Annotated in this window: 20 protein-coding genes and 1 tRNA gene; 12 read left to right on the top strand and 9 right to left on the bottom strand. The window is 72.5% G+C overall.

The window, feature by feature from the left end; all coding sequences use genetic code 11:
- Positions 1-68: 68 nt before the first annotated feature.
- Together Sru02f_RS00050 and Sru02f_RS00055 are read right to left on the bottom strand one after the other, a co-directional pair.
- Positions 69-5066, bottom strand: a complete 4998-nt coding sequence (locus Sru02f_RS00050; protein ID WP_109029170.1) for an nSTAND1 domain-containing NTPase — start codon at positions 5064-5066, stop codon at positions 69-71.
- Between the two features lie 362 nt (positions 5067-5428).
- The gene (locus tag Sru02f_RS00055; protein ID WP_167469271.1) at positions 5429-5983 is read right to left on the bottom strand and encodes a hypothetical protein; all 555 of its coding nucleotides are present in this window, start codon (positions 5981-5983) and stop codon (positions 5429-5431) included.
- Between the two features lie 266 nt (positions 5984-6249).
- On the opposite strand from Sru02f_RS00055, the gene Sru02f_RS00060 reads away from it, so the two are divergent.
- The gene (locus tag Sru02f_RS00060) at positions 6250-6462 is read left to right on the top strand and encodes a ferredoxin (protein ID WP_011029281.1); all 213 of its coding nucleotides are present in this window, start codon (positions 6250-6252) and stop codon (positions 6460-6462) included.
- 59 nt (positions 6463-6521) lie between these two features.
- Positions 6522-7397, top strand: coding sequence for an FkbM family methyltransferase (locus tag Sru02f_RS00065; RefSeq protein ID WP_109029172.1), 876 nt, complete (start codon positions 6522-6524; stop codon positions 7395-7397).
- A gap of 82 nt (positions 7398-7479) precedes the next feature.
- On the opposite strand, the gene Sru02f_RS00070 is transcribed toward Sru02f_RS00065, so the two are convergent.
- The 3 genes from Sru02f_RS00070 to Sru02f_RS00080 all read right to left on the bottom strand — a co-directional run bounded on the left by Sru02f_RS00070 (position 7480) and on the right by Sru02f_RS00080 (position 9575).
- Entirely contained in the window at positions 7480-8274 is a 795-nt protein-coding gene (locus tag Sru02f_RS00070; protein ID WP_244941721.1) for a glycosyltransferase family 2 protein, read from the bottom strand.
- The gene (locus Sru02f_RS00075) at positions 8271-9059 is read right to left on the bottom strand and encodes a GntR family transcriptional regulator (RefSeq protein ID WP_109029173.1); all 789 of its coding nucleotides are present in this window, start codon (positions 9057-9059) and stop codon (positions 8271-8273) included. Before Sru02f_RS00075 ends, Sru02f_RS00070 begins: the two co-directional genes overlap by 4 nt.
- A gap of 144 nt (positions 9060-9203) precedes the next feature.
- On the bottom strand, positions 9204-9575 hold the full coding sequence (locus Sru02f_RS00080) for a DUF6344 domain-containing protein (RefSeq protein WP_109029174.1): 372 nt from the start codon (positions 9573-9575) through the stop codon (positions 9204-9206).
- 338 nt (positions 9576-9913) lie between these two features.
- Here Sru02f_RS00080 and Sru02f_RS00085 point away from each other — a divergent pair, with 338 nt between their 5' ends.
- Together Sru02f_RS00085 and Sru02f_RS00090 are read left to right on the top strand one after the other, a co-directional pair.
- Entirely contained in the window at positions 9914-10042 is a 129-nt protein-coding gene (locus tag Sru02f_RS00085; RefSeq protein ID WP_003999697.1) for a DLW-39 family protein, read from the top strand.
- A gap of 129 nt (positions 10043-10171) precedes the next feature.
- Complete coding sequence (locus Sru02f_RS00090; protein WP_109029175.1) at positions 10172-11500, top strand: hypothetical protein; 1329 nt, start codon at positions 10172-10174, stop codon at positions 11498-11500.
- A 41-nt stretch (positions 11501-11541) separates the two neighbouring features.
- On the opposite strand, the gene Sru02f_RS00095 is transcribed toward Sru02f_RS00090, so the two are convergent.
- Both Sru02f_RS00095 and Sru02f_RS00100 read right to left on the bottom strand, forming a co-directional pair.
- Positions 11542-13203, bottom strand: a complete 1662-nt coding sequence (locus Sru02f_RS00095; RefSeq protein WP_109029176.1) for a serine/threonine-protein kinase — start codon at positions 13201-13203, stop codon at positions 11542-11544.
- An 87-nt stretch (positions 13204-13290) separates the two neighbouring features.
- Positions 13291-13839 (bottom strand): helix-turn-helix domain-containing protein, encoded by a 549-nt coding sequence (locus Sru02f_RS00100; RefSeq protein ID WP_104636363.1) that lies wholly within the window; start codon positions 13837-13839, stop codon positions 13291-13293.
- Between the two features lie 180 nt (positions 13840-14019).
- On the opposite strand from Sru02f_RS00100, the gene Sru02f_RS00105 reads away from it, so the two are divergent.
- Both Sru02f_RS00105 and Sru02f_RS00110 read left to right on the top strand, forming a co-directional pair.
- Positions 14020-14092, top strand: a tRNA-Ala gene (locus Sru02f_RS00105).
- Positions 14093-14489: 397 nt separating this feature from the next.
- The gene (locus Sru02f_RS00110) at positions 14490-15266 is read left to right on the top strand and encodes an isoprenyl transferase (protein ID WP_011029274.1); all 777 of its coding nucleotides are present in this window, start codon (positions 14490-14492) and stop codon (positions 15264-15266) included.
- A 111-nt stretch (positions 15267-15377) separates the two neighbouring features.
- On the opposite strand, the gene Sru02f_RS00115 is transcribed toward Sru02f_RS00110, so the two are convergent.
- Positions 15378-16076, bottom strand: coding sequence for a DUF5324 family protein (locus Sru02f_RS00115; RefSeq protein ID WP_109029177.1), 699 nt, complete (start codon positions 16074-16076; stop codon positions 15378-15380).
- Positions 16077-16396: 320 nt separating this feature from the next.
- Here Sru02f_RS00115 and Sru02f_RS00120 point away from each other — a divergent pair, with 320 nt between their 5' ends.
- Positions 16397-16930 carry a peptidylprolyl isomerase gene (locus Sru02f_RS00120; protein ID WP_109029178.1) on the top strand — a complete coding sequence of 178 codons (534 nt, stop codon included), beginning with the start codon at positions 16397-16399 and terminating at the stop codon, positions 16928-16930.
- Between the two features lie 104 nt (positions 16931-17034).
- Entirely contained in the window at positions 17035-17928 is an 894-nt protein-coding gene (locus Sru02f_RS00125) for a rhomboid family intramembrane serine protease (RefSeq protein WP_003975079.1), read from the top strand.
- Positions 17929-18195: 267 nt separating this feature from the next.
- Here Sru02f_RS00125 and crgA read toward each other — a convergent pair whose 3' ends face one another.
- Entirely contained in the window at positions 18196-18450 is a 255-nt protein-coding gene (gene crgA / locus Sru02f_RS00130) for a cell division protein CrgA (RefSeq protein ID WP_003975080.1), read from the bottom strand.
- A gap of 151 nt (positions 18451-18601) precedes the next feature.
- On the opposite strand from crgA, the gene Sru02f_RS00135 reads away from it, so the two are divergent.
- Genes Sru02f_RS00135 through Sru02f_RS00150 form a run of 4 tightly spaced genes read left to right on the top strand, consistent with a single transcriptional unit; the run spans position 18602 to position 21314 of the window.
- Positions 18602-19381 (top strand): DUF881 domain-containing protein, encoded by a 780-nt coding sequence (locus Sru02f_RS00135; protein WP_164270553.1) that lies wholly within the window; start codon positions 18602-18604, stop codon positions 19379-19381.
- Between the two features lie 45 nt (positions 19382-19426).
- Positions 19427-19624, top strand: coding sequence for a hypothetical protein (locus Sru02f_RS00140; RefSeq protein WP_174256084.1), 198 nt, complete (start codon positions 19427-19429; stop codon positions 19622-19624).
- Positions 19621-20259 (top strand): aminodeoxychorismate/anthranilate synthase component II, encoded by a 639-nt coding sequence (locus tag Sru02f_RS00145; RefSeq protein ID WP_109029180.1) that lies wholly within the window; start codon positions 19621-19623, stop codon positions 20257-20259. Before Sru02f_RS00140 ends, Sru02f_RS00145 begins: the two co-directional genes overlap by 4 nt.
- Positions 20256-21314, top strand: a complete 1059-nt coding sequence (locus tag Sru02f_RS00150) for a class E sortase (RefSeq protein WP_109029181.1) — start codon at positions 20256-20258, stop codon at positions 21312-21314. The genes Sru02f_RS00145 and Sru02f_RS00150 overlap by 4 nt, the downstream gene beginning before the upstream one ends.

Here is a 21314-nt window from a genome sequence, read left to right on the forward strand (position 1 = left end):
AGTGGGTGCCGACTGGTCGGTCGGGCACCGGAGATGTGACAGGGATCACGTGTGGGGCGGGGAGTGCCTCACTGGTGGCACGGTGGCTCGTAGTCCAGGCGTGGCAGGTACTCGTGCCACTTCTCCTCGGTCAGCACACCCCGGGTGGCCGAGCAGATGCGGTCGATGGCGTCGTCCACGCCCAGGCTCCACAGCCGGACCGTGTCCGTGCCGCTGGACACCCCGAGCATGTGGCTCACGGGGCTGAAGGACAGGAAGTTGCCCGTCTTGGCGTTGGGACTCATCGCCCGGCCGATGGGGGCCGCCTCGGCGGGGTCGGTGACGCTCCAGAGTCGGACCGTGTTGTCGTTGGCGCCGCTGGCCAGGGTGTCGCCGTCCTGGCTGAACGTCAGCGACACCACCGAGTCGGTGTGTCCGGCGAGCGTGGTCCCGCCTCCTGACCCTTCGCCCGGCTCGGTGACGTCCCAGAGCCGCACCGTGCCGTCGTCGCTGCCGCTGGCCAGGGTGTGGCCGTCGGGGCTGTAGGCGAGGACGTTGACGGGCCCGAGGTGCCCGGTACGGGCCGCGCCGAGGCGGGTGGCGTGCGCGGGGTCGGTGACGTCCCAGAGGCGTACGGCGTCGTCGGCACCGCCGCTGGCCAGGGTGCGGCCGTCCGGGCTGAACGCGAGCGTGTTCACGTATCCCGAGTGGCCGGTGAGCGGCTTGCCCAGGCGACGGGGGTGGGCCGGGTCTCCGGCGTTCCACAACTGGATGGTGCGGTCGTCGTGGGCCGTCGCGAGGGTGCGGCCGTCCGGGCTGAACGCCAGCGTGTCGGGGCCCGCGTAGCGGGTGCTCAGCGCCACGGGCGGCCCGTGGGCGGTGGGCCCGGCCGGGTCCGTGACGTCCCACAGTTGCAGCGCGCTGCCCCCCACGAGGACCGCGAGCGTCCCGCCGTCCGGGGAGAACACCAACGACCGTATGTCACCGTCCCCCGGCTCGAAGGGGGCGCTCAGCGAGACGGGCCGGCCGGGGTCCGTCACGTCCCACAGCCGGACCCGGCCGTCGCGGGCCGCCGTGGCCAGTACGTGCCCGTCCGGACGGAAGGCCCCGATACGGCCGATCATGTCCGACGTCGGCAGCGACCACAGGCGGACCTTGCTGTCGCCGCTGCCGGTGGCGAGGGTGTGGCCGTCGGGGCTGAAGCCGAGCGCGTACATCTCACCGCTGCCTCCGGCCAGGGGCACCCCGACCTGCGACGGATAGGCCGGGTCGCTGACGTTCCACAGGCTCGCCGTACTGTCCGCGCTGCTCACCGCGAGCATGGCGCCGTCGGGACTGAACGCCACCGCCCAGACGGGACCGCTGTGGCCGGTGAGCGGTGCGCCGACGGGCTTCGCCCCGTCGGGGTCGGTGACGTCCCAGAGCTGGACGGTGTCGTCGGCGCTGCCGCTGGCGAGGGTGCGGCCGTCGGGGCTGAAGGCCACGGAGTGCACCAGGCCGCTGTGGCCGGCCAGCGGTGCGCCGGCCGGTTCGGGTCGGCGGGGATCGCTCACGTCCCAGAGCCGGACCTTGTCGTCGTCGCCGCCGGAGGCGAGCGTGTCCCCGTCGGGGCTGAAGGCCACCGAGCGCACCGCTCCCGTGGAACCGGTCAGGGTGTCGAGCGCCTCGGGTGCGCGTCGGTCGGCCACGTTCCACAGGCGGACGGAGTGGTCGTCGTGGGCGGAGGCCAGGGTACGGCCGTCCGGGCTGAAGGCGAGCAGGTAGACGGTGCCGCCGTGGCCGTCCAGCGGTGCCCCGAGCGGTCGCGGGCGGCCGGGGTCGGTGACGTCCCAGAGCCGGATCGTGCCGTCGTCCGAGGCGCTGGCCAGGGTGCGGCCGTCGGGGCTGAAGACCGCGGTGCTCACCCAGCTGGTGTGTCCGGTGAGGGGCTTGCCCAGCTGCTTCGCCCGGCCGGGGTCCGAGACGTCCCAGAGCCGGACGGTCCGGTCGTAGCTGGCCGTCGCCAGGATCCGTCCGTCGGGGCTGAAGGAGGTGAGGTAGACGGCGCCGGTGTGCCCGAGGAGGGGGGTGGCCAGGGGCGCGTTCACGATCGAGATCAGCCGGTTCCTGACGTCCTCGTCGTCCGGCCGCAGGCGGTGGGCCGCCAGATCGAGCTGGGCCGACAGGGACGGGTCGGTGTCCTGGACCCGGTCCGCCTCGGCGACCACCTGCTCGAACACGGCGTCGTTGCGCTGCTGCCAGGCGAGCACCGCGGAACCGACGGCCAGGAGGGCCAGGACGACCAGCGCCGACACCGCGGCACGGCTGATCATGACGGTGCGCCTGCGCAGCCTGACCGCGGCGGCCAGGAACTCCACCGCGCTGCGGGTCAGGAAGGTGTCGTCGGCGGACTTGGCCCAGCCGTCGGCCTGCGCCAGCCGGGAGCCCCGGTAGAGCAGCGCGGAGTCGCGGTCCGACTCCTCCCAGGCCAGGCCGTCCTCCTCGAGCCGCTGCCGCAGCAGGTTTCCGGCGCGGTCCTCGTCGATCCAGTCGCGCAACCGGGGCCAGGCGTGCAGCAGCGCCTCGTGGGTGATCTCCACGGTGTCCGCGTCGAGCGTCACCAGCCGGGCCCGCACCAGCGCCTCGAGGGACTCCTCGGTCTTGCCCGGGTCCCTCGCCTCCTCGGCCAGCCGGCGTCGGGTACTGCGCCTGCGGGTGGCCTGCGTGTCCTCGCTCAGCCGGATCAGCCTGAGCAGCAGCAGCCGCGCGGCCGTGCGGGCCGCCGGGTCCAGACCGGACCAGGCCCGCTCGGCGGTCGCGGCCACCGCGCCCTGGATGCCGCCGGCCGCGCGGTACCCGGCCAGGGTCAGCCGGCCCGCCTTGCGCCGCTGCCAGGTGGCTAGCAGGGCGTGGGACAGGAGCGGCAGCACGCCGGCGTCGTGCTCGCCCACGGCCCGAAAGGCGTGGGAGGCGCCCCCACCGCGCGGGGCGTCGGAGCTCACCTCGCGGATGATCAGCTCGGCGAGTCCCGGTTCCAGCTCCATGCCGACGGCCCTGGCGGGGGCGGTCACCGCCTCGCGCAGCTCCGCCGTGGTCAGCGGTCCGAGCACCATGTGCCGGTGCTGCAGCGCGTCGGCCAGCTCGGGGTACCGCAGGCACCGGTCGTAGAAGTCGGCGCGTACGCCCAGGGTCACCAGCACCGGCGGCGGGTCCCCGTCGGCGCCGGGCAGGCAGGCGGCCTGGAGCAGCCGGATGAACACGCGCCGGTCCGCCTCGTCGGCGCAGAGCGTGAACAGCTCCTCGAACTGGTCCACGATGACGACCGGCCGGGCAGCGGCGGGGGCGTCGGGGCCGCCTGCGTGGTCTTCCCGGCCGTCGGAGGGTGCCGTGCCCGGCGGGCGCGTCCGGATCGCCCGGGCGGTCGGGTTCGCCTGCCCCGGCGGGCCGTCCGGGCGGGTCTCGCCGTCCGAGGGCGTGCTGCCGAGCCGTCGCGCCGGGCTGGTCGGGCCGTCCTGGGCGCCGGGGTCGGCTTGTCGAGCCCGATCGCCGAGGCCGACCTGCCTGTCCTGGCCGGTTCGGCCGGCCTGTGCGTCCTGGCCGGCCTGTGCGTTCCGGCCGGGCTGCCCGTCCTGGCCGTCCTCGCCGTACGGGTCTGCCCTGCCGTCCCCGGCCGGCCGCCTCGCGGGGGCGATCGAGGCGGGCCGAATCTCCCGGCCGGTCCGGCCGCTCCGGTCCGTTTGGCGTCCCCGGTCTCCCTGGTCTCCCTGGTCTCCCCGGCCTCCCTGGCCTTCCTGGCCTCCCAGGTCTTCCCGGTCCTTCTGGCCCTCTCGCCCGGTTTGCTCCGTCTGATCGACCTGGCCCGTGTTGCCCGTCTCGTCGCCAGGGTCGGCCCTGACGCCCCCGTCCGCCTGCCCCGCTGGGGCGACCAGGTCGGTCCGGTCACCCGGGTCCGGTCCGACCGCCTGGCTCACCCGGGCCGTCCGTCCGGTCCGGTCGTTCCGGCATGCCGAGACGTCCGGGCCGCTCAGGTCCGGGGAGCTGTCCCGGTCGGTTCGGCCTGCCTGGCCTGCCTTGTCGGCCCGCCCTGCCTCGTCGGCCCGCCCTGTTTGGTCGGCTTGTCCTGCCCGATCGGCCTCGGCTGCCCGTCCGGTCCGTCTTCCCGGGTCGGCAGGGTCGGCAGGGCCGGGACGGTGCCTGTCCGGCCCGTGCTGCCCGCCCAGTCCCGTAGGTCCGCCCCGGTTCTCCTGCCCCTCCTGCCCGTACGGGGCTTCCGTGGATGCTGCCCAGGCCGCGAAGGCTGCCCTGACGGCGTCCTCCGTCTCCGGGTCGCCCCGGTCCCAGGTCCCGGGGGAACCCGGATCCCGGTCCGCCGTTTCCCTTATGGCGGCGACGACGGGCGCGAGCCGCGGTACCAGGCGGGTCAGTTCGCCGAGCGGGTCGGTCCCCGGTACGAGCTGGAGCACCCTTCTGGGCGGACCGCACCCGGCGTCCCGCGAGCCGGTGCGCAGGGCGGGCACCAGGCCGGCGTTCAAAAGGGAGGACTTCCCTGCCCCGGAGGCGCCGACCAGCATGACCAGACCGCCGGTGTCCCGCGCGGCGTCGAGCTGGGCGAGGAGGGCCCGCGTGCTCCGTTCCCGCCCGAAGAACCAGTCGGCGTCCTGCCGACGGTAGGCGGCCAGGCCCCGGTAGGGGCAGACCCCGCCGAGGGCCGCCGGAGCCTCGGCGGGCGCCTGCTCCTCCACCGCGGCCGCCCCGGGGCGTTCACCGCTCGGGTCGGCCACCGCCCGCTCCCACAGGCGCTGCCACTGGACCAGGTCGTACAGACCGGCGGAGACCGGTACGGGCCGTGCGCGCCGGGCCTGGGGTATGAGGACGTGCAGGACGGCCGCGAGGGCGGGGAACTGGGCCGGCACGTTCTTGGCCCGCCGCCAGTCGCTGATCCGCTGGGCGGAGACCCGCACCGGACGCCCTCGTTCGTCGACGCGCTGGAGCCGGACGACGGCCTCGGACACACGTTTGAGGGGAGGGTTGCCGGCCTCCCTGTACAGCAGTGCGAGGCGTTCTGCGAAGGCCGTGCGTGCCCCTGAGTCGAAACTCAAGGCCTCCACTCCTTACTTCCCCCGCACCTGGACGTCCGGACCGGAAAACTCACTCTATACGGCTGACCTGCGGCTACAGCAGCTTCCGGGTTCCGGAACCTCCTCCGCGGCGACCTCGGGTGGCAGGATCGCGTCGCAGTGGCGAGGCGGCCCCGCGGCACCCGGACAGGTCAGCGGCTCAGTACTCGGAGAGCCACCCCATGGGGCCGCATGTTCTCGGTCAGCTTTCGGTGGCCCGTCCCTCCGAGCCGTCCGGTACCGCACGCGAAAACGGCGCCGGCATGGTTTGGCACCGGTCCCCACGAGGGGAGGGACCGGGGCCAAACCATGCCGACGCGCACATGTGAACGGGCGGTGGCAGCCGCCGTCGGTCAGTCCCCGGTGGCCGAGCCGGTGGACGACCCGCGGGCGGGCGGGACCAGCAGGTCGCGCTCCGGGTGCTTCTCGCCGGTGACGCGGCCCCGGATGCCGAGATCGTCCCTGGCCGCCTCGTGGAACGCGTTGATGGCGCGGAACGCGGCCCGGTGCCGCTCCCGCCACTCCTCCAGGCTGCCGTCGACCCGGCCGGTCGCCTGCCAGTCGATCTCGGCGAGCACCACGTTCAGCTCGTGCCCGGACTCGATGGCGTCGTCCCCGCCGAGCAGCATGACCCGCTCGAAGGCCGACCCCCAGCGGAGGCTCGCCTGAGCGAGGTCGTCGCGGAGGTCCTCCTCGGCGCGGTGCGTCTCGCGCAGTCCCTCCCGCGCCTCGTACAGCGGCACGGACGCGGCGATCCGCAGTTTGGCGGCGTCCACGTACTCCCCGTAGGCGTCGACCTTCTTGTCGTCCCACCGCGTCAGCAGCTGGTTGCGGTTGCGGCTCCGCTCCATCAGGTGATTCGTGACGTGTGTGGTCAGCGCGCCGACCAGCACGGCCGCGATCGTCACGAGTTGCTCGCCGGTCCCCAAACCGTCCCCCCTCGGTCGCAACTCCGCACTCGGCACTCCGCAGGCCACCACGGGCCGTCACGGCCGTCGAGGCCGCCGCGGGGCCGCGGCGGAATGTGGGATTGCCGGACGATCTTACGAGGACCGGGGCGGGCGGGCCAACCGGCGGTCCGGTCAACAAGCCTGCGTGCGGGGCGGGTTCAGTACGCCGATCCGTGGGCAGTCAGGTCGTGAAGGCTCCGAAACCGACCGCCGCTGGAGTGCGCATGAGGATCTCCGTCGACCCCGAGCAGTGTTACGGCTCCGGAGACTGCGTCCACCGGGCCCCGTCCGTCTTCACCCAGGTGGGCGGCCTCGGAGCCGTCATACCCGGCCGGGAACACGACGTCGACGCCCCGCGGGTGCGCGAGGCGGCCGAAGGGTGTCCGTCCGCCGCGATCACCATCGCCCGCACGGAAGCGGAAGGGGTCCGGGGCTGAGCACGCGGGGCGAACCGGGCGCCGTCGCCGAGACCCTGGCCGGACTCGCGACGCGGTACGTGCGCAACGGCCCCAGCACCTTCGGGAAGGCGGCCCTCGCGACGCGCTGGCTCAACGCGCACCTGCGCGAGCACCCCCGCCGGGCGGTCGTCGAGCTGCCTTCGGGCGGTCGCTTCGCCGTGGACACGCAGGACCTCATCCAGCGGTACCTGTACCTGTTCGGTGCCTGGGAGCCGCACCTGACCGCCTGGCTGCGGCGCCGGCTGCGGCCGGGGGACGGCTTCGTCGACGTCGGGGCCAACATCGGCGTCTTCAGCGTCCTGGCGGCCCGGCTGGTCGGCGACGCGGGCCGGGTCGTCGCGATCGAGGCCTCTCCGGACGTCCACCGGCGCCTGGTGGGGAACGCCCGGCTCAACGGCCTCGGGAACATCCGCGCGCTCAACGCCGCCGTCTCGGACCGCACCAGGACCCTGACCTTCGCGCTCGCCAGCTCGCGGAACACGGGGGCGAACAGCATCGTCCCGTACGACGGCCCGGTGGAGTCGAGCTTCCGGACCGAGGCCCGGCCGCTGCCGGAACTCCTCGACGCGGCGGAGATCGCGACCGTCCGGGTGATCAAGATCGACGTCGAGGGCGCGGAGGGGAGTGTCGTGCGCGGGCTCGCTCCGATGCTGGGCGCGCTGCGGTCCGACGCGGAGATCGCGGTCGAGGTGGCACCGGAGCGCATGGCCCGGCTCGGGGACCGGGTCGACGACCTGCTGGCGGTGATGCGGGACGCCGGGTTCCACGGCTACCGGCTGGCCAACGACTACGCGCCCGGCAGCTATCCCCCGGCGCTGAGCGGTGCGCCCCGGGCGCCGGTGCGGCTGCGCGGGCCGGTGACCGGGGAGAGCGACCTGGTCTTCTCGCGGGTGGACGCGGAACGGCTGCCCTGACCGCTTCGTGTTCCGGCCGCCGGGGGCCCGCCCTCGGGTGCTCCCGCGATCAGGTGCTCCCGCCGTCTGGTGCTCCCGTCGTTCAGCGGTCGAAGTCGCCGGTGCCCTCCGGCAGCCGCCACCCGAAGGACGCCAGCGCGCGCGCCCTGGCCTCCACCACCGCCATCCGGGCATCGCGTTCCGCGGGTTCCACGTGGGACGCCTGGCCGGTCTCCTGGCCCTCCCACTTGCGGTAGAGAAGACCCACGTCCTCGGTGAACCATCCCCGGCTCACGCAGTTGAGCGCCAGCAGCAGGCCGGTGTCCTCGGAGGCGGGCAGGGCCATCCAGCCGCCGACGGCCAGCAGCAGGTCGCGCCGGACCAGCAGGGTCGCCGGATGGACCTGGGCCCGGAAGCCGTTCGCCCTCCAGAAGTCGAGCACCTCCCCGCGTTCGATCGGCCCGTGCGCCGGGTCGCCGGGGAAACCGGCCGTCGAGCCGTCGGGCAGGAGGTCCAGGACCCGCGAGGTCGCCCACCCGATCGACGGGTCGGCCTCCAGGGCGGCCAGGTCGCGGGCCAGGGCGCCCGGAGTGAGCCGGTCGTCGGCGTCCAGGACCTTCACGTACGCCCCGTCCGCGTGGGCCAGGGCCATCGTGCGCGCCACCCCCGGCCCGCCCTGCCGTCCGTGGCGCCCCTGGTGGAACACGACCCGCGGATCGTCGGGCACGTGCGGCCGGACGTCCTGCGTGCGGCCGTCCTCCTGGATCACCCAGCGCCACTCCCAGCCGTCGGGAAGCTCCTGTGCGCACAGCGAGGCGTACGCCTCGGGGAGGAAGGGGGCGGACGGGCCGTGGACGGCCGTGACGATGACGACGCGCCGGTTCACGACGGCACTCACCACCTTTCCAGACGGGTCGTGAAGAGCAGTTCGGTGCGGTCCCCGGGCAGGGTGACGTCGGAGACGTCCACCACCCGGCCGCCGGTGTCGTACGAGGTCTTGCGGAGCAGGATCACCGACGTGCCCGGCGGCAGGTCCAGGGCCGCGGCCTCCTCCGGCGTCGGCGGACGGGCGGTCAAGCGCTCCTCCACGCGGTCCAGTTCGACGCCCACCGTGTGGAGCTGGTGCTGAGTGCCGCCCGGCCAGGGCTCGTTGGCCTCGTCCAGGAGGTCGGGATTGGCCGCGACCAGGTCGCGGACGAGGTAGGAGGTGACGAGGCTGAAGGGGGCGGGTTCGGCCGAGTACCGCGTTCGGAAGGTGCGTTGGAGCAGCACGGTGCCCTCGGGAACGCCGAAGGCCTCGGCCAGTTCCCCGGACGCCTTCAGCTCGCGGTACTCGGCGTGGAAGACCAGGTCGTCGCCCCGCAGGCCGGTGTCGTGCTCGGTGGCGCCGGTCTCGGCCCTGGTGGCGAGCGGCCGGCGGGCCCGGTCCTTCTCCCACTGGTGGCGGCGGTTGTCCCGTACCGCCGGGGTGCGGGGGCGGCGGACGAAGGTGCCGAGGCCGTGCCGCTTGTCGATCAGTCCCTCGTCGCTGAGCAGCCGGAGCGCGTTCTGCACGGTGGGCACGCTGCGCCGGTAGTGGTGGGCGAGGTCGGCCTCCGAGGGCAGCCGGTCGCCGGGCCGCCGCTCACCCACCCGGATGGAGCGGCGCAGATCGTCCGCGATCACTTCATAGGCCTTGGGCACGGTCGCAGGCTACAACTCCTCAAGAGGTCTTGAAGAGCCGGGTACGGCGGCGGCCCGGCTGCTCTGTCGAGCGGCCGGGCCGTTTCTCGCGTGTGGTGCGGTACGCAGATCGCCGTTACGTCGGGGTCGGGGGGCGCGGGCCGCTCAGCGCTGGAGCGGGATGGTGTGCTGGGCCCGGGACTCGACCGCGGTGTCGTCGCAAGGAAGACCGGTGGTCGTGGTGGTCGTCGCGGCGGCGTCGGCGAGCGGGTGACTGCGGCAGCTGGGTGCCGCGCCGTGCGCCTCGGCGCGGATGCGCTGCTTCATCGTGGGGGGCAGGGAGCCGGTTCGGGCCCGGGGCAGGGGAAGCGCGGCCGCGGGTGCCGCCTCGGGGGAGGCGCTCTCGGTGTTGCTGTGCGCTCCGGTCTGCGGTACGGCCGCGGCGGCCGTCGTCGTGGCGAGTCCGAGCGCCGTGCACAGCGCGAGGAAGGCGGTGACGATGCTGGTCCACAGCGTCAGGACCTTGTTCCGGGCCATGGCCCCTCACTTTCGGGTTGGGCGATTTGCGTACTTTCCTCATGATGTGTATGAGGGCCGCGAAGTGGTGGACCTGCGCCCGTGGCGCGTCGATGTTCAGATGAACACCACCCGAATAGCCGCAAGGCGCTGGAAAAGGTGCGCAGACGGGAGGGAGGTGGGCAAAAGTCACCACACGTGAGGGTGTGATCACCCTCCGATCAGAATGGGTTCGTCCGCTTCTAAAGGGCTCCGGCGACGGGCAGTTGACCGCCGACGCAGGTCACCGATCGGTATCGGCCGGTGTGTATAGTCGGGCGCCGAAGGTCCCCAACGTCAAGGAAAGACGAGGTCGCGCGGTGAAGAAGCTTCTCCTGGTCGCACTGGCCGCCATCGGCGGGCTCCTCGTGTACCGCCAGATCCAGGCGGATCGCGCCGAGCAGGATCTGTGGACGGAGGCGACTGACTCCGTGCCCACGGGTTCGTGAGTACGACCGACATCCGGTCCTGAGCAGACCCCGGCCGTCGAACGGTCGGGGTTTTGTGTTGCCCTGAGGGGGCACGGTCCGCTCGGGGCGGGCGGCGACAGAGCCGGTGAGCGCGAGGGGTGGCGGGTCATGGGACGGTGGTGTACGGCTCGGCGGAGCGGCGCGGCGGGGCGCGTGGCCGTGACGGCCGTCGTACTCGCCGCCGTACTGGCCACGACCGCCGCCCTGCCCGGCGCCACGTCGGTCGCGGCCGGACTCGCGTCCGGTTCGTCCGGTTCGGCCGCCGGATACGGCTTCGCCGACGACGCCGTACGGATCGCGGGCGCTAGTGGCACGGCGGGCGCCGAACCGCTGGCGGCGGGCGCCACCTACCGCAGCTCCCTGCCGAGGAACGGCACCCTCTACTACCGCCTCGAACTCGACGCCGCCTCGGACGCCTACGTCTCCGTCACCGCCGTTCCCGGCGCCGACGGGGAGGTCACCGCGGTCGACGGCATCCGGGTCTCCGTGCAGGACGCCGAGGGCGGCTCGTGCTCCGTGCAGAGCGCGACCTTCGGCGCCGCCCGCAGCCCCCGCCCGGTCACCGCCCGGGGCATGCGCGAGATCGACCCCGCCGCCCACCGGTGCCAGGACGCCGGCACCTACTACGTGGGCGTCGAGCGGACCCGGCCCCAGGACTCCCCGCCGGACGACTGGGACCTGGAACTCACCGTCGCCACCGAGCCCCGCCCGCGCGAGAGCGGCGCGACGAAGGCCCCCGAGGCCTGGGACTCCGCCTCGCCCGAACCCCTCGCCGGCGAGCCGGAACGCCGGCCGGGCGGCCACGGATTCGCTCACGCCACCCTCGTCGGACAGGGGGTCTGGCGCGACGACATCCGGCCCGGGGAGACCCTCTACTACAAGGTGCCGGTCGACTGGGGCCGCCAGGTGTACGCCACCGCCGAACTCGCCGGCTCCGCGGACGCCTCCGGCTATGCCACCGGCGCCCTGCGGCTGGCCCTGCACAACCCCGTGCGCGGCGAGGTGGACGACGCGGCCAAGGGCTACACCGGGCGGACCACCACGGTCGGCCTGGCCCCCCTGCCGCCGGTGGCGTACTCCAACCGGTACGCCACCGCCGGGCAGGTCGGCGCGCTGCGGTTCGCCGGTGACTACTACGTCGTGGTCCACCTCGCGGCACAGGTGGCCGACGACTTCGGCCAGGGCCCCTTCGCACTGACGCTGCGGCTGCGACTCGGGGGATCGGCGGGGACCGGCCCCGGGTACGCGGGGGAGTCCCGGCCGAAGGGCCTCTTCGAGGTCTCCGCACAGGACCGGGTGGCCGTCCCGGCCGACGGGGGCGCGGACGACGACCTCGCGATGAAGGCGGTCGCGGTCGGCGGCATCGGCTCCGGCAGCCTGCTGCTGCTCGGCCTGGCCGTGTGGACGGCGACGGCCAGGCGCAGGCCCCGGCCGTAGGACCGACCCGGGGCAGGCCCCGGTCGTCCGGCGGCCCGGACTCAGATCCGGGTCAGCGCCCAGAAGCCCACGGCGTAGCAGGCCAGCGCGAGCAGCAGTACCGGCAGGGCCACCCGCGCCGGAGGACCGGGACGGCGGCGGCGCCGTGCCCCACGGTGCTGGGCGGGAGGGGCGGACCGCGGGTTCCGGGCGGTGTACGCGGCGGTGGGCACGTCGGCCCGCGGCGCCGGGGGCGGCGCGAGGGACTGGGCGGGGAGCGGCGGCCCGTGCGGTGCCGGGTACTGGCCGCGGCCGGGGGCCCGGTCCGGCGGCAGGTGCCGCGGTCCGCCCGTGAACGCCGGGTACGGCGCGGGCGGTTGCACCGCTTCGGCCGCCGCGTCCGACGCCGCCGCGTCCGAAGCCGGCGTACCGGTCGGCTGCGGGGGCGGCAGGTGGAAACTGCCGGTCTCCGACATGGCACCCGACCGCTCGGCCGGCGGCACCTCCTCGGAGTGCGTTCCGTGCGGTGCGGCGGGCCCGGAGGGCGTCCAGTCCCGGTGGGACGCGGGCGGCCGTCCGGGGGCGGCGGGGGTGCCGGTCGCCGTCGCGGGAGTGCCGGGCGGTGTGGACGCGGGCGTCGAGTCCGGGCCCGTCGGGGGCGTGCCCGGACTGCCGGGCGACGGCCGGTCCGGGCCGGACGGCGGGCCGGCCGGAGGCGTGTCCTGCCACGGGGGTGTCGTGGGGGGTGTCGACGGAGTGGCGGGCGGGGACGGGTCCGTACCCGAAGATGTGCCCGCAGGGCGTCGCGGGTCCGTCGGTACGTCGTCCACGCCGGAGGCCCTCTTGAGCGGGCCCTCGGGCCCGAACCCCGTGGGCAGCGGGCCCACTTGGTCGAAGATCTCGATCAGCTCGTCGTCGGGTCCGGGCTCCGGCAGCAGCTCCACCGCCGCGGCCAGTGCCTTGCGCGCCCCCGTCGCGGTACGGAACCTCGCCGACGGGTCCGGTTGCAGCAGCGTCGCCACGACCTGCCACAGCGGCTCGGGAATCCCGCGCGGAGCGGGCGGCGTACCGTGCTCGGCGAAGTGCTGGACGAGCACCTTGGCGTCCGGCTTGGCCCCTTCCAGCAGATACAGCGCGACCAGCCCCACCGCGAAGAGGTCCGACGGGAAGTCCGGTTCCGCACCCATCATCTGCTCCGGCGCGAGATAACCCGGCGTCCCCACCACGAGGTTGGTCTCGGTCAGCCGGGGCTCACCCAGCCGCATCGCGATGCCGAAGTCGGACAGCCTGAGGCGCGGGCGGCCCGTCCCCGTCGCCTCCAGCAGCAGGTTGGCGGGCTTGATGTCACGGTGCACCACCCCCTCCCCGTGTACCGCCGCCAGGCCCGACAGGAGCTGGTCGAGCAGCGTGCACACGAGTTCGGGCGGCAGCGGCCCGTAGTCCCCGACCAGGTGGACCAGCGAGCCTCCCGTGACCAGGTCCATGGTGAACAGGACCTGGTCGTCGTCGGCGGCCCAGCTCGCGGGGGCCAGTACATGGGGGTGGTCGATCCGCAGCGCCTGCTCACGGACGAACCGCAGCAGCGAGTGCGCGTCCCGCTGCTGGAGTACCTTCGCGGCCACATAACGCCTGCGCCGGTGGTCCCAGGCGCGCCAGACGGCACCCACCCCGCCCCGGCCGATCGGGTCGACCAGCTCGTACCGGCCCGCGAAGACCTCACCCATGGCTGTGCGCCGCTCCTCCCCTGGGACCTGTCGCGCCACTCCCGCGGGCCCGGCCGCCGACCCCCTCGGCGACCGGGCCCCACGGGATCAGTTCTGGTGGGACTGGTAGTGCGCGACCGCGTCCGAGGTGCGGCCCGCGCCGTACACCCGCAGGAACTCAGCCAGCTCCGGATGCGAGGAGGAGAGGGAGTCCGCCGCGTCGATGATGTCCCCGGCGGCCGCCACCGAGCGCAGCAGCGACTGGATCTCCCGGACCACCCGCTTGACCGTGGGCGCACCCGAACTACTGGTGGTCGTCGTGGTGTTGCTGAGCACCGAGCCCCCCTGGGACTTCTTGATCTCGTCCATGCGCTCCGTGGCCTCGGCCGCGCTCACACTGCCGTCGGCGACCTGCCCCGCCAGGTCCTGCAGCAGCTGCACCCGCTGGACCACCGCGGGATTGCCGATCTTCGCCCGCTGGCCGCTCATCAGCTGCGACAGCATCGGCGCGGACAGCCCCAGCACTCCCGCGAGACGAGCCTGGTTGAGACCGAGATCGTCGATAAGCCTGCGGAAGAGCGCCCCCAGCGGCTCCCCGTACCAGTTCCGCTGCAGTTCCCGCGCTCTTGCGGTGGCTTCCTGCTGTGCGGCGTCCATTGCGTCTCCCCATCGCTTCCCCAAAAACCGCAGTTCGCTCCAGCGAACCACGCCGAGCATCTTACGGAGCGTGGTCGTTCCCCGGGAGCCCCAATCATTTGTGAGATACGGGGGGCGACCCGGTACTCTTGTCCGCGGCGACCGGCGGTCCGCGACACCAGGACCGGCGACGCCACCCGAGGGGCCTTAGCTCAGTTGGTAGAGCGCTGTCTTTGCATGGCAGATGTCAGGGGTTCGACTCCCCTAGGCTCCACCGCCAAGAGCGCCTCCGACCTGCGGAAACGTAGATCGGAGGCGCTCTGTTCGGTTCCGGCGGGCCGCAGGGGGCCCGCTCTCGCGGGCGTGGGTGGACGGAGACGTTCCTCACCGTCGCCGGCCGCACACCGTGCCCGACACCGCACGCACCGCCGGGGTGATCAACAACGACCGGAGGGAAAGGGCCAGTTGAGCACGTGGAACAGCGCTCCGGCGCCCGCGCCACCACGGGAACCGGCCCCCGGACGGGCCCGTCTCGGCGCCCCGGTGGTGCTGTCTGCTCTTGATATCGTCACCCCACAGGGCATCAGCGCAGACCCCTGCGGGGCGGTGCCACGTGGCTCATCGCCGTCGGAGCCGTCTGGTCGCTACCGACGAGGTGGAAGGGGTAGACCATGCGGGCGAAGGTACGGGCCGCTCTCGACGCGCTCTATATGAAGCGGCTGGTCAGAGAGTTGGAAGGACGCCCACGCCCCCAGCACATCGGCATCATGCTCGACGGCAACCGCCGGTGGGCCAAGATGTCGGGCATCGACGACCCCCGCGAGGGCTACCGGGCCGGCGGCGCCAAGGTGCTGGACTTCCTGCGCTGGTGCGACTCCGCGCAGATCGAGCACGTCACCCTCTTCATGCTCTCCGACGACAACCTCGCCCGGCCCGAAGAGCAGCTGAACCCCCTCATCGACATCATCGCCGAGGTCGTCGAGCAGCTGGCCGCGCCGGGCAACCCCTGGCCCGTCGAGGCCGTCGGTGCCCTGGACCTGCTGCCCGCGGAGTCCGCGAGCCGCCTCAAGACCGCCACCGCCGCCACCCAGGGCCGCAAGGGCGGCACCAAGGTCGACGTCGCCGTGGGCTACGGCGGCAGACGCGAGATCGTCGACGCCGTGCGCTCCGCCCTGACCGAGCACAGCTCCCAGGGCGGCGACATCGACGAGTTCATCGAGACCTTCACCATGGAGCACATCTCCAAGCACCTGTACTCCAAGACACGGTCCGAGTCCGACCTCATCATCCGCACCTCCGGCGAACAGCGGCTCTCCGGATTCCTGCTCTGGCAGTCCGCCTACGCCGAGGTCCACTTCTGCGAGACGTACTGGCCGGACTTCCGGGAGATCGACTTCCTGCGCGCCCTGCGCTCCTACTCCCTGCGGGAACGCCGCTACGGCCGCTGAGCGCCGTTTCACGTGAAACATCGCCGCGGGGCGGGAGACTCACGGTCTCCCGCCCCGCGGCGGTAACGAAACGAACGGAAGGCGGCCCGGCGCCAGTACGGCGAGCGGAGATCAGCGGGGCTCGTCGCCCTCCGCCTCCTCCTGGGCCTGCTTGGCCTGCACCTCGGGATCGAGAACCGCCTCACCGGTGCCGTCCACCGACGTCAGCCGACCCGACTCGGGAACCTCCGTCGCCTCCGGCGGCTCCACCAGCCAGTCCGGGTTTGCCTGCTTGTCCCACCACTTCCACGCGGCGAAGGCGCCGCCCGCGACGACCCCCACCACCGCGAGGACCTTGGCGACCCGGCCGACCCTGGCCCGACGCTGGTGCTTGCGCGTCAGCCTCTGGATCTCCTTGGCCGTGACCTGACCGCGCAGCGCGGCCAGCGCGGCGGCACCGCGCGCCGTGGCCTCGTCGCGCACGGGACCCGCCGCGGCCACCGCCTGCTCGATCCTCGGACGTGAGTAGTCGGCCGCCTGCCGAGCGGCCAGACGCGTACGGACGGCAGCCTCCTGCGCGGCCGCGTCCATCTTCGGCGGCACATGCGTACGGGCCTGTTCCAGCCGCGGCGCCACGTGGGTGCCGTACTGCAGGCGCGCCTGGCACGTGGCCTGCGACACCCTGGGCGCCAGCCGTACGCGCGCCTCCTGTGCATAATGAGCGGCCCTGTCCTTGGCCGTGTCGGCGTAGGGCGCCACCACTTCCGCGGCGTGCAGCACGCTGTCCTTCGCCGAACCGGTCGCGGCGCGCACGCTGTCGATGCGGGTCACGGGTTCCTCCTCCTCGGTGGCGTACGGTAATTCGACTTTCCACCCTTTTACGGATCATGCCTGTGGACGCGCTGCCAGGCATGCGAGGGCGGGCATCCGGGTCACGGACGATGCCGCCGCGTCCTCTGGGGCAAGTGGTGATGAAGTTGCGAACAAGAGCTGATCAACGTCGATAACCGGTGAATACCGGGCAACACGAGCCTGTCCACGACCATGCCACGGATCGGCGCCCCACGCTCGTGACCCAGCGGTATGAGCGCCGAACGCGCCCCCGGCCGTGCGAGGATCGGTGCGCACAACAGGACGACGGAAGGCACCTCGTGGCCGCGCAGCTCTACGCCACCCTGAAGACCAGCCAAGGTGACATCGAGGTCCGGCTGCTGCCGAACCACGCACCCAGGACCGTCAAGAACTTCGTCGAACTGGCCCGCGGCGAGCGGGAGTGGACCCACCCCGCCACCGGCGACAAATCCATGGCCAGGCTCTACGACGGCACCGTCTTCCACCGGGTCCTCAGCGGTTTCATGATCCAGGGCGGCGATCCGCTGGGCAACGGCACCGGCGACCCCGGCTACCAGTTCCCGGACGAGTTCCACCCCGACCTCGCCTTCGACAGGCCCTACCTGATGGCCATGGCCAACGCGGGCCCGGGGACCAACGGCTCGCAGTTCTTCATCACCGTCTCCCCGACGACCTGGCTGAACCGCAAGCACACGATCTTCGGCGAAGTGACCGACGCGGCCAGTCAGAAGGTCGTCGACACCATCGCCGCCGCCCGGACCAACCCCCGCACCGAGCGGCCCCTCACCGATATCGTCATCGAGTCGGTCGTCGTCGAGACACGGAACGCCTGACGCCCCGCCGCACCGGGCAGGAACCAAACGCCCCGCTCATCCGTAGAGCAGGGCGGGGCGGTGCATCTGCACACACCGCCCGCAGGGACGACCGAGGGGATGCCATGGACCACGCGGCGGCCGGCCGACCGGATGCCCAGAGCCTGCCCGGCTGCTATCGCCACCCGGACCGCGAGACCGGCATCCGCTGCACCCGCTGTGAGCGCCCCATCTGCCCGGACTGCATGGTCAACGCCTCCGTCGGCTTCCACTGCCCCGACTGCGCCGCCGGCCGCACACCGGGCGCCACCGGACCGGCCCCGGGCGCCTCCCGGCCCCGCACCCTCGCGGGCGGCACCGTCGCGGCCGACCCCCACCTCGTCACCAAGATCCTGATCGGGATCAACGTGGCGGTGTTCATCGCCGTCCAGGCGCTTCCGTCGTCCTTCCTCAGCGACATGGTGCTCATCGGACGCTGGCCCCCCGCCCCCTTCGTCCCGACCGAGGGCGTCGCGGAGGGCGAGTGGTACCGGCTGGTGACCACGATGTTCACCCACGAGGAGATCTGGCACATCGGCTTCAACATGATCAGCCTCTGGTTCCTCGGCGGCCCCCTGGAAGCGGCCCTCGGCAGAGCCCGCTACCTCGCCCTCTACCTCGTCTCCGGCCTCGCCGGCAGCGTGCTCGCCTACCTGCTGGCCTCGCCCACCACGGCCACCCTCGGCGCATCCGGCGCGATCTTCGGCCTCTTCGGCGCCACCGCCGCCCTCGTGCGCCGGCTCAACGCCGACATGCGGCCGGTCGTCATCCTGCTGGTGATCAGCCTGATCTTCACCTTCACCCGGGGCAACATCTCCTGGCAGGCCCACGTCGGCGGCCTCGTCGCGGGTGCCGTGATCGGCTACGCCATGCTCCACGCGCCCCGTGAGCGGCGCACGCTCGTCCAGTACGGCACCTGTGCGCTGGTCCTGCTGGTCGTCGTCGGCCTGACCCTGCTGAGGTCGGCGCAGCTCACCTGAGCGCCCGTTGTCCACAGTAGGTGGCGGATCTTGTGCACAGCGTGCGGGAACGCATGTGCCCCCTGTCACTGACCAGTGTTAGCGCAGGTCAGGCAGGGGGCGAACATGTTTTCGGAAGCTGGGTCCAGCCGGTACTTCCGTCACACCGGCGTCAACACCAGGGGGGTTATCCACAGATCGTCTTTCTTTTCCCCAGCATGTGGACAATGCCTGTGGATAACTCCGCGAATACCCCTGGGCAGAGCTAACGGGCAGCCACCGCCGGGGCTACTTCCACTGCGTCGAGACGCCGAACCCCGCGGCGATGAAACCGAAGCCCACCACGATGTTCCAGTTGCCGAGGGAGTCGATGGGCAGGGAACCGTCGGTGACGTAGAAGACGACGATCCAGGCCAGGCCGATGACGAACATGGCCAGCATGACCGGCGCCACCCAGCCGCGGCTGGTCAGCTTGATGCTGGTCGCCTGCTTCGAGGGCGGCGGCGTGTAATCGGCCTTCTTGCGGATACGTGACTTCGGCACGAGGGTCTCTCCTGTCGATGCGCTGCGTGGCCGCGCAGGGAACGGGGCTCGGTCTCGGTGGGCGGCGTACATGGGACGAGGGGACTCTGAGCGCTCCCCCGGGCGTCCGTTAGCGTAGTCCTTCCGTGGCGCCGAAGGAGATAAGGGTACGTTGAGCAATTCTGCCGACTCCCCCGGGACGGGATCCAGCCCTGTCCGCCGGCGCCGTTTCCGGCCCGTGCGGGTACTCACGGCGGCCGTCTTCGCCCTCGCGGGACTTATCTTCTTCACCAGCTTCAACACCGCGAAGGGCACCAATATCCGTACCGACTCCTCTTTGCTCAAGTTGTCCGATCTCATCCATGAGCGCAGCCGGGAGAACGGCGTTCTGGAGGAGTCCAACGGAGCCCTGCGCGAGGACGTCGAATCGCTCGCGGAACGCGACGACGGCCGCACGAAGTCGGAGGACGACAAGCTCGCGGCGCTGGAGGAGAAGGCCGGTACGCAGCAGCTGAAGGGCGAGGCGATCACCGTCACGCTCGACGACGCCCCGCCGGACGCCACCGCGAAGCTACCCGGCTACCCGGAGCCGCAGCCCGACTACCTGGTCATCCACCAGCAGGACCTCCAGGCCGTGGTGAACGCGCTGTGGCAGGGCGGCGCCGAGGGCATCAAGGTCATGGACCAGCGGCTGATCTCCACCAGCGCGGTGCGCTGCGTCGGCAACACCCTGATCCTCCAGGGCCGCGTCTACTCCCCGCCGTACAAGATCCAGGCGGTCGGCGACCCGGAGCGGCTGAAGAAGGCGCTGGCGAAGTCGCCGGCGATCCAGAACTACATGGTGTACGTCAACGTGTACGGGCTCGGCTGGAAGGTCGAGGACGACGGCCGGGCGACCCTGCCGGGCTACTCCGGCACGGCGGACCTGCACTATGCCCAGCCTGTGGATTAGGACCGTTCCCGAGAGCCGCGCGCCGCTAGTCTGGTGCGGTACGGCGTGAGTCTGGCGCCGTGGTGCGACGGAAGGGACGGCATGTACGGCTGGATCTGGCGGCATCTGCCGGGGAACGCGTGGGTGAAGGCGCTGCTCTCGCTCATGCTGGCGATGATCGTGGTCTACGTCCTGTTCCAGTACGTCTTCCCCTGGGCCGAACCGCTGCTGCCCTTCAACGATGTGACGGTGGACAACCAGTGAGCGCGCGCATCCTCGTCGTCGACAACTACGACAGCTTCGTCTTCAACCTCGTCCAGTACCTCTACCAACTCGGCGCCGAGTGCGAGGTGCTGCGCAACGACGAGGTGTCGACGTCCCACGCCCAGGACGGTTTCGACGGCGTGCTGCTCTCGCCCGGCCCGGGCACCCCGGAGCAGGCGGGCGTCTGCGTCGACATGGTCCGGCACTGCGCGGCGACCGGCGTGCCGGTCTTCGGCGTGTGCCTGGGCATGCAGTCGATGCAGGTGGCGTACGGCGGTGTGGTGGACCGGGCGCCGGAGCTGCTGCACGGCAAGACCTCGCCGGTGGAGCACACCGGCCGGGGCGTCTTCGCGGGGCTGCCCTCGCCGTTCACGGCGACGCGCTACCACTCGCTGGCGGCGGAGCCGGCCACGGTGCCGGCCGAGCTGGAGGTGACGGCCCGTACGCCGGACGGGATCGTGATGGGCCTGCGCCACCGGGAACTGCTCGTCGAGGGCGTGCAGTTCCACCCGGAGTCGGTGCTGACCGAGCACGGGCACCGGATGCTGGCCAACTGGCTGGTGGAGTGCGGCGACCAGGACGCGGTGGCGAGGTCGGCGGGGCTCGCCCCGGTGGTGGGCAGGGCCTCGGCGTGACCGCGCTGCGCCCCGAGCGCGACTCCGGCACGGCCGGTGACCAGGGATCCTCGTACGGACAGCCGTACGGGGATTCCGGTGCGTTCGGGGGCGGCCGGTACGAGGAGTACGCCGTGGGCGAGGAGGACCGGCCGCCACTCCGGGACGACGAGACGGTGGCGCTGCGGATCCCGGATCCCCCGGCGCCCCGGACGGCCGCCGGAACGGGGTCGGCCGGGGGCGGTCCGGTGGGCGGCGGTCGCGCGGCCCGCAGGAAGGCCGCGAAACGGCGTCACGGGCGCCGTGGGGCGCCCAGGGACCTGGCCCCGGAGGAAGAGGCCGAGCAGGCCCCGAAGGCGCCCCTGTCGCGCGTGGAGGCCCGTCGGCAGGCCCGGGCGCGCAAGCCCGGCGCCGCGGTGGTCGCCAGCCGGGCGATCGGCGAGATCTTCATCACGACCGGCGTGCTGATGCTGCTGTTCGTCACCTACCAGCTGTGGTGGACGAACGTGCGGGCGCACGCGCAGGCGAACCAGGCCGCGAGCAACCTCCAGGATGACTGGGCGAACGGCAAGCGCAGTCCCGGGTCCTTCGAACCGGGCCAGGGGTTCGCGCTGCTGCACATCCCCAAGCTGGACGTGGTGGTGCCGATCGCGGAGGGCATCAGCAGCAAGAAGGTGCTGGACCGGGGCATGGTCGGGCACTACGCGGAGGACGGGCTGAAGACGGCGATGCCGGACGCGAAGACCGGCAACTTCGGGCTCGCGGGCCACCGCAACACGCACGGCGAGCCGTTCCGGTACATCAACAAGCTGGAGCCGGGCGACCCGATCGTGGTGGAGACGCAGGACAAGTACTTCGTCTACAAGATGGCGTCGATCCTGCCGGTGACCTCGCCGAGCAACGTGAGCGTGCTGGACCCGGTCCCGAAGCAGTCCGGCTTCAAGGGACCCGGCCGCTACATCACCCTCACCACCTGTACGCCGGAGTTCACCAGCAAGTACCGCATGATCGTGTGGGGCAAGATGGTCGAGGAACGGCCGCGCAGCAAGGGCAAGCCGGATGCGCTCGTCAGTTAA

The organism is Streptomyces rubrogriseus, assembly GCF_027947575.1.
Classification (GTDB): Bacteria; Actinomycetota; Actinomycetes; order Streptomycetales; family Streptomycetaceae; genus Streptomyces; species Streptomyces rubrogriseus.

Excerpts from the sequence above, each read along its gene's own strand:
- Sru02f_RS00060 (WP_011029281.1), top strand. The coding sequence starts at position 6,250 with ATGAGGATCTCCGTCGACCCCGAGCAGTGTTACGGCTCCGGAGACTGC.
- Sru02f_RS00080 (WP_109029174.1), bottom strand. The coding sequence starts at position 9,575 with ATGGCCCGGAACAAGGTCCTGACGCTGTGGACCAGCATCGTCACCGCC.
- Sru02f_RS00090 (WP_109029175.1), top strand. The coding sequence starts at position 10,172 with ATGGGACGGTGGTGTACGGCTCGGCGGAGCGGCGCGGCGGGGCGCGTG.
- Sru02f_RS00095 (WP_109029176.1), bottom strand. The coding sequence starts at position 13,203 with ATGGGTGAGGTCTTCGCGGGCCGGTACGAGCTGGTCGACCCGATCGGC.
- Sru02f_RS00100 (WP_104636363.1), bottom strand. The coding sequence starts at position 13,839 with ATGGACGCCGCACAGCAGGAAGCCACCGCAAGAGCGCGGGAACTGCAG.
- Sru02f_RS00110 (WP_011029274.1), top strand. The coding sequence starts at position 14,490 with ATGCGGGCGAAGGTACGGGCCGCTCTCGACGCGCTCTATATGAAGCGG.
- Sru02f_RS00125 (WP_003975079.1), top strand. The coding sequence starts at position 17,035 with ATGGACCACGCGGCGGCCGGCCGACCGGATGCCCAGAGCCTGCCCGGC.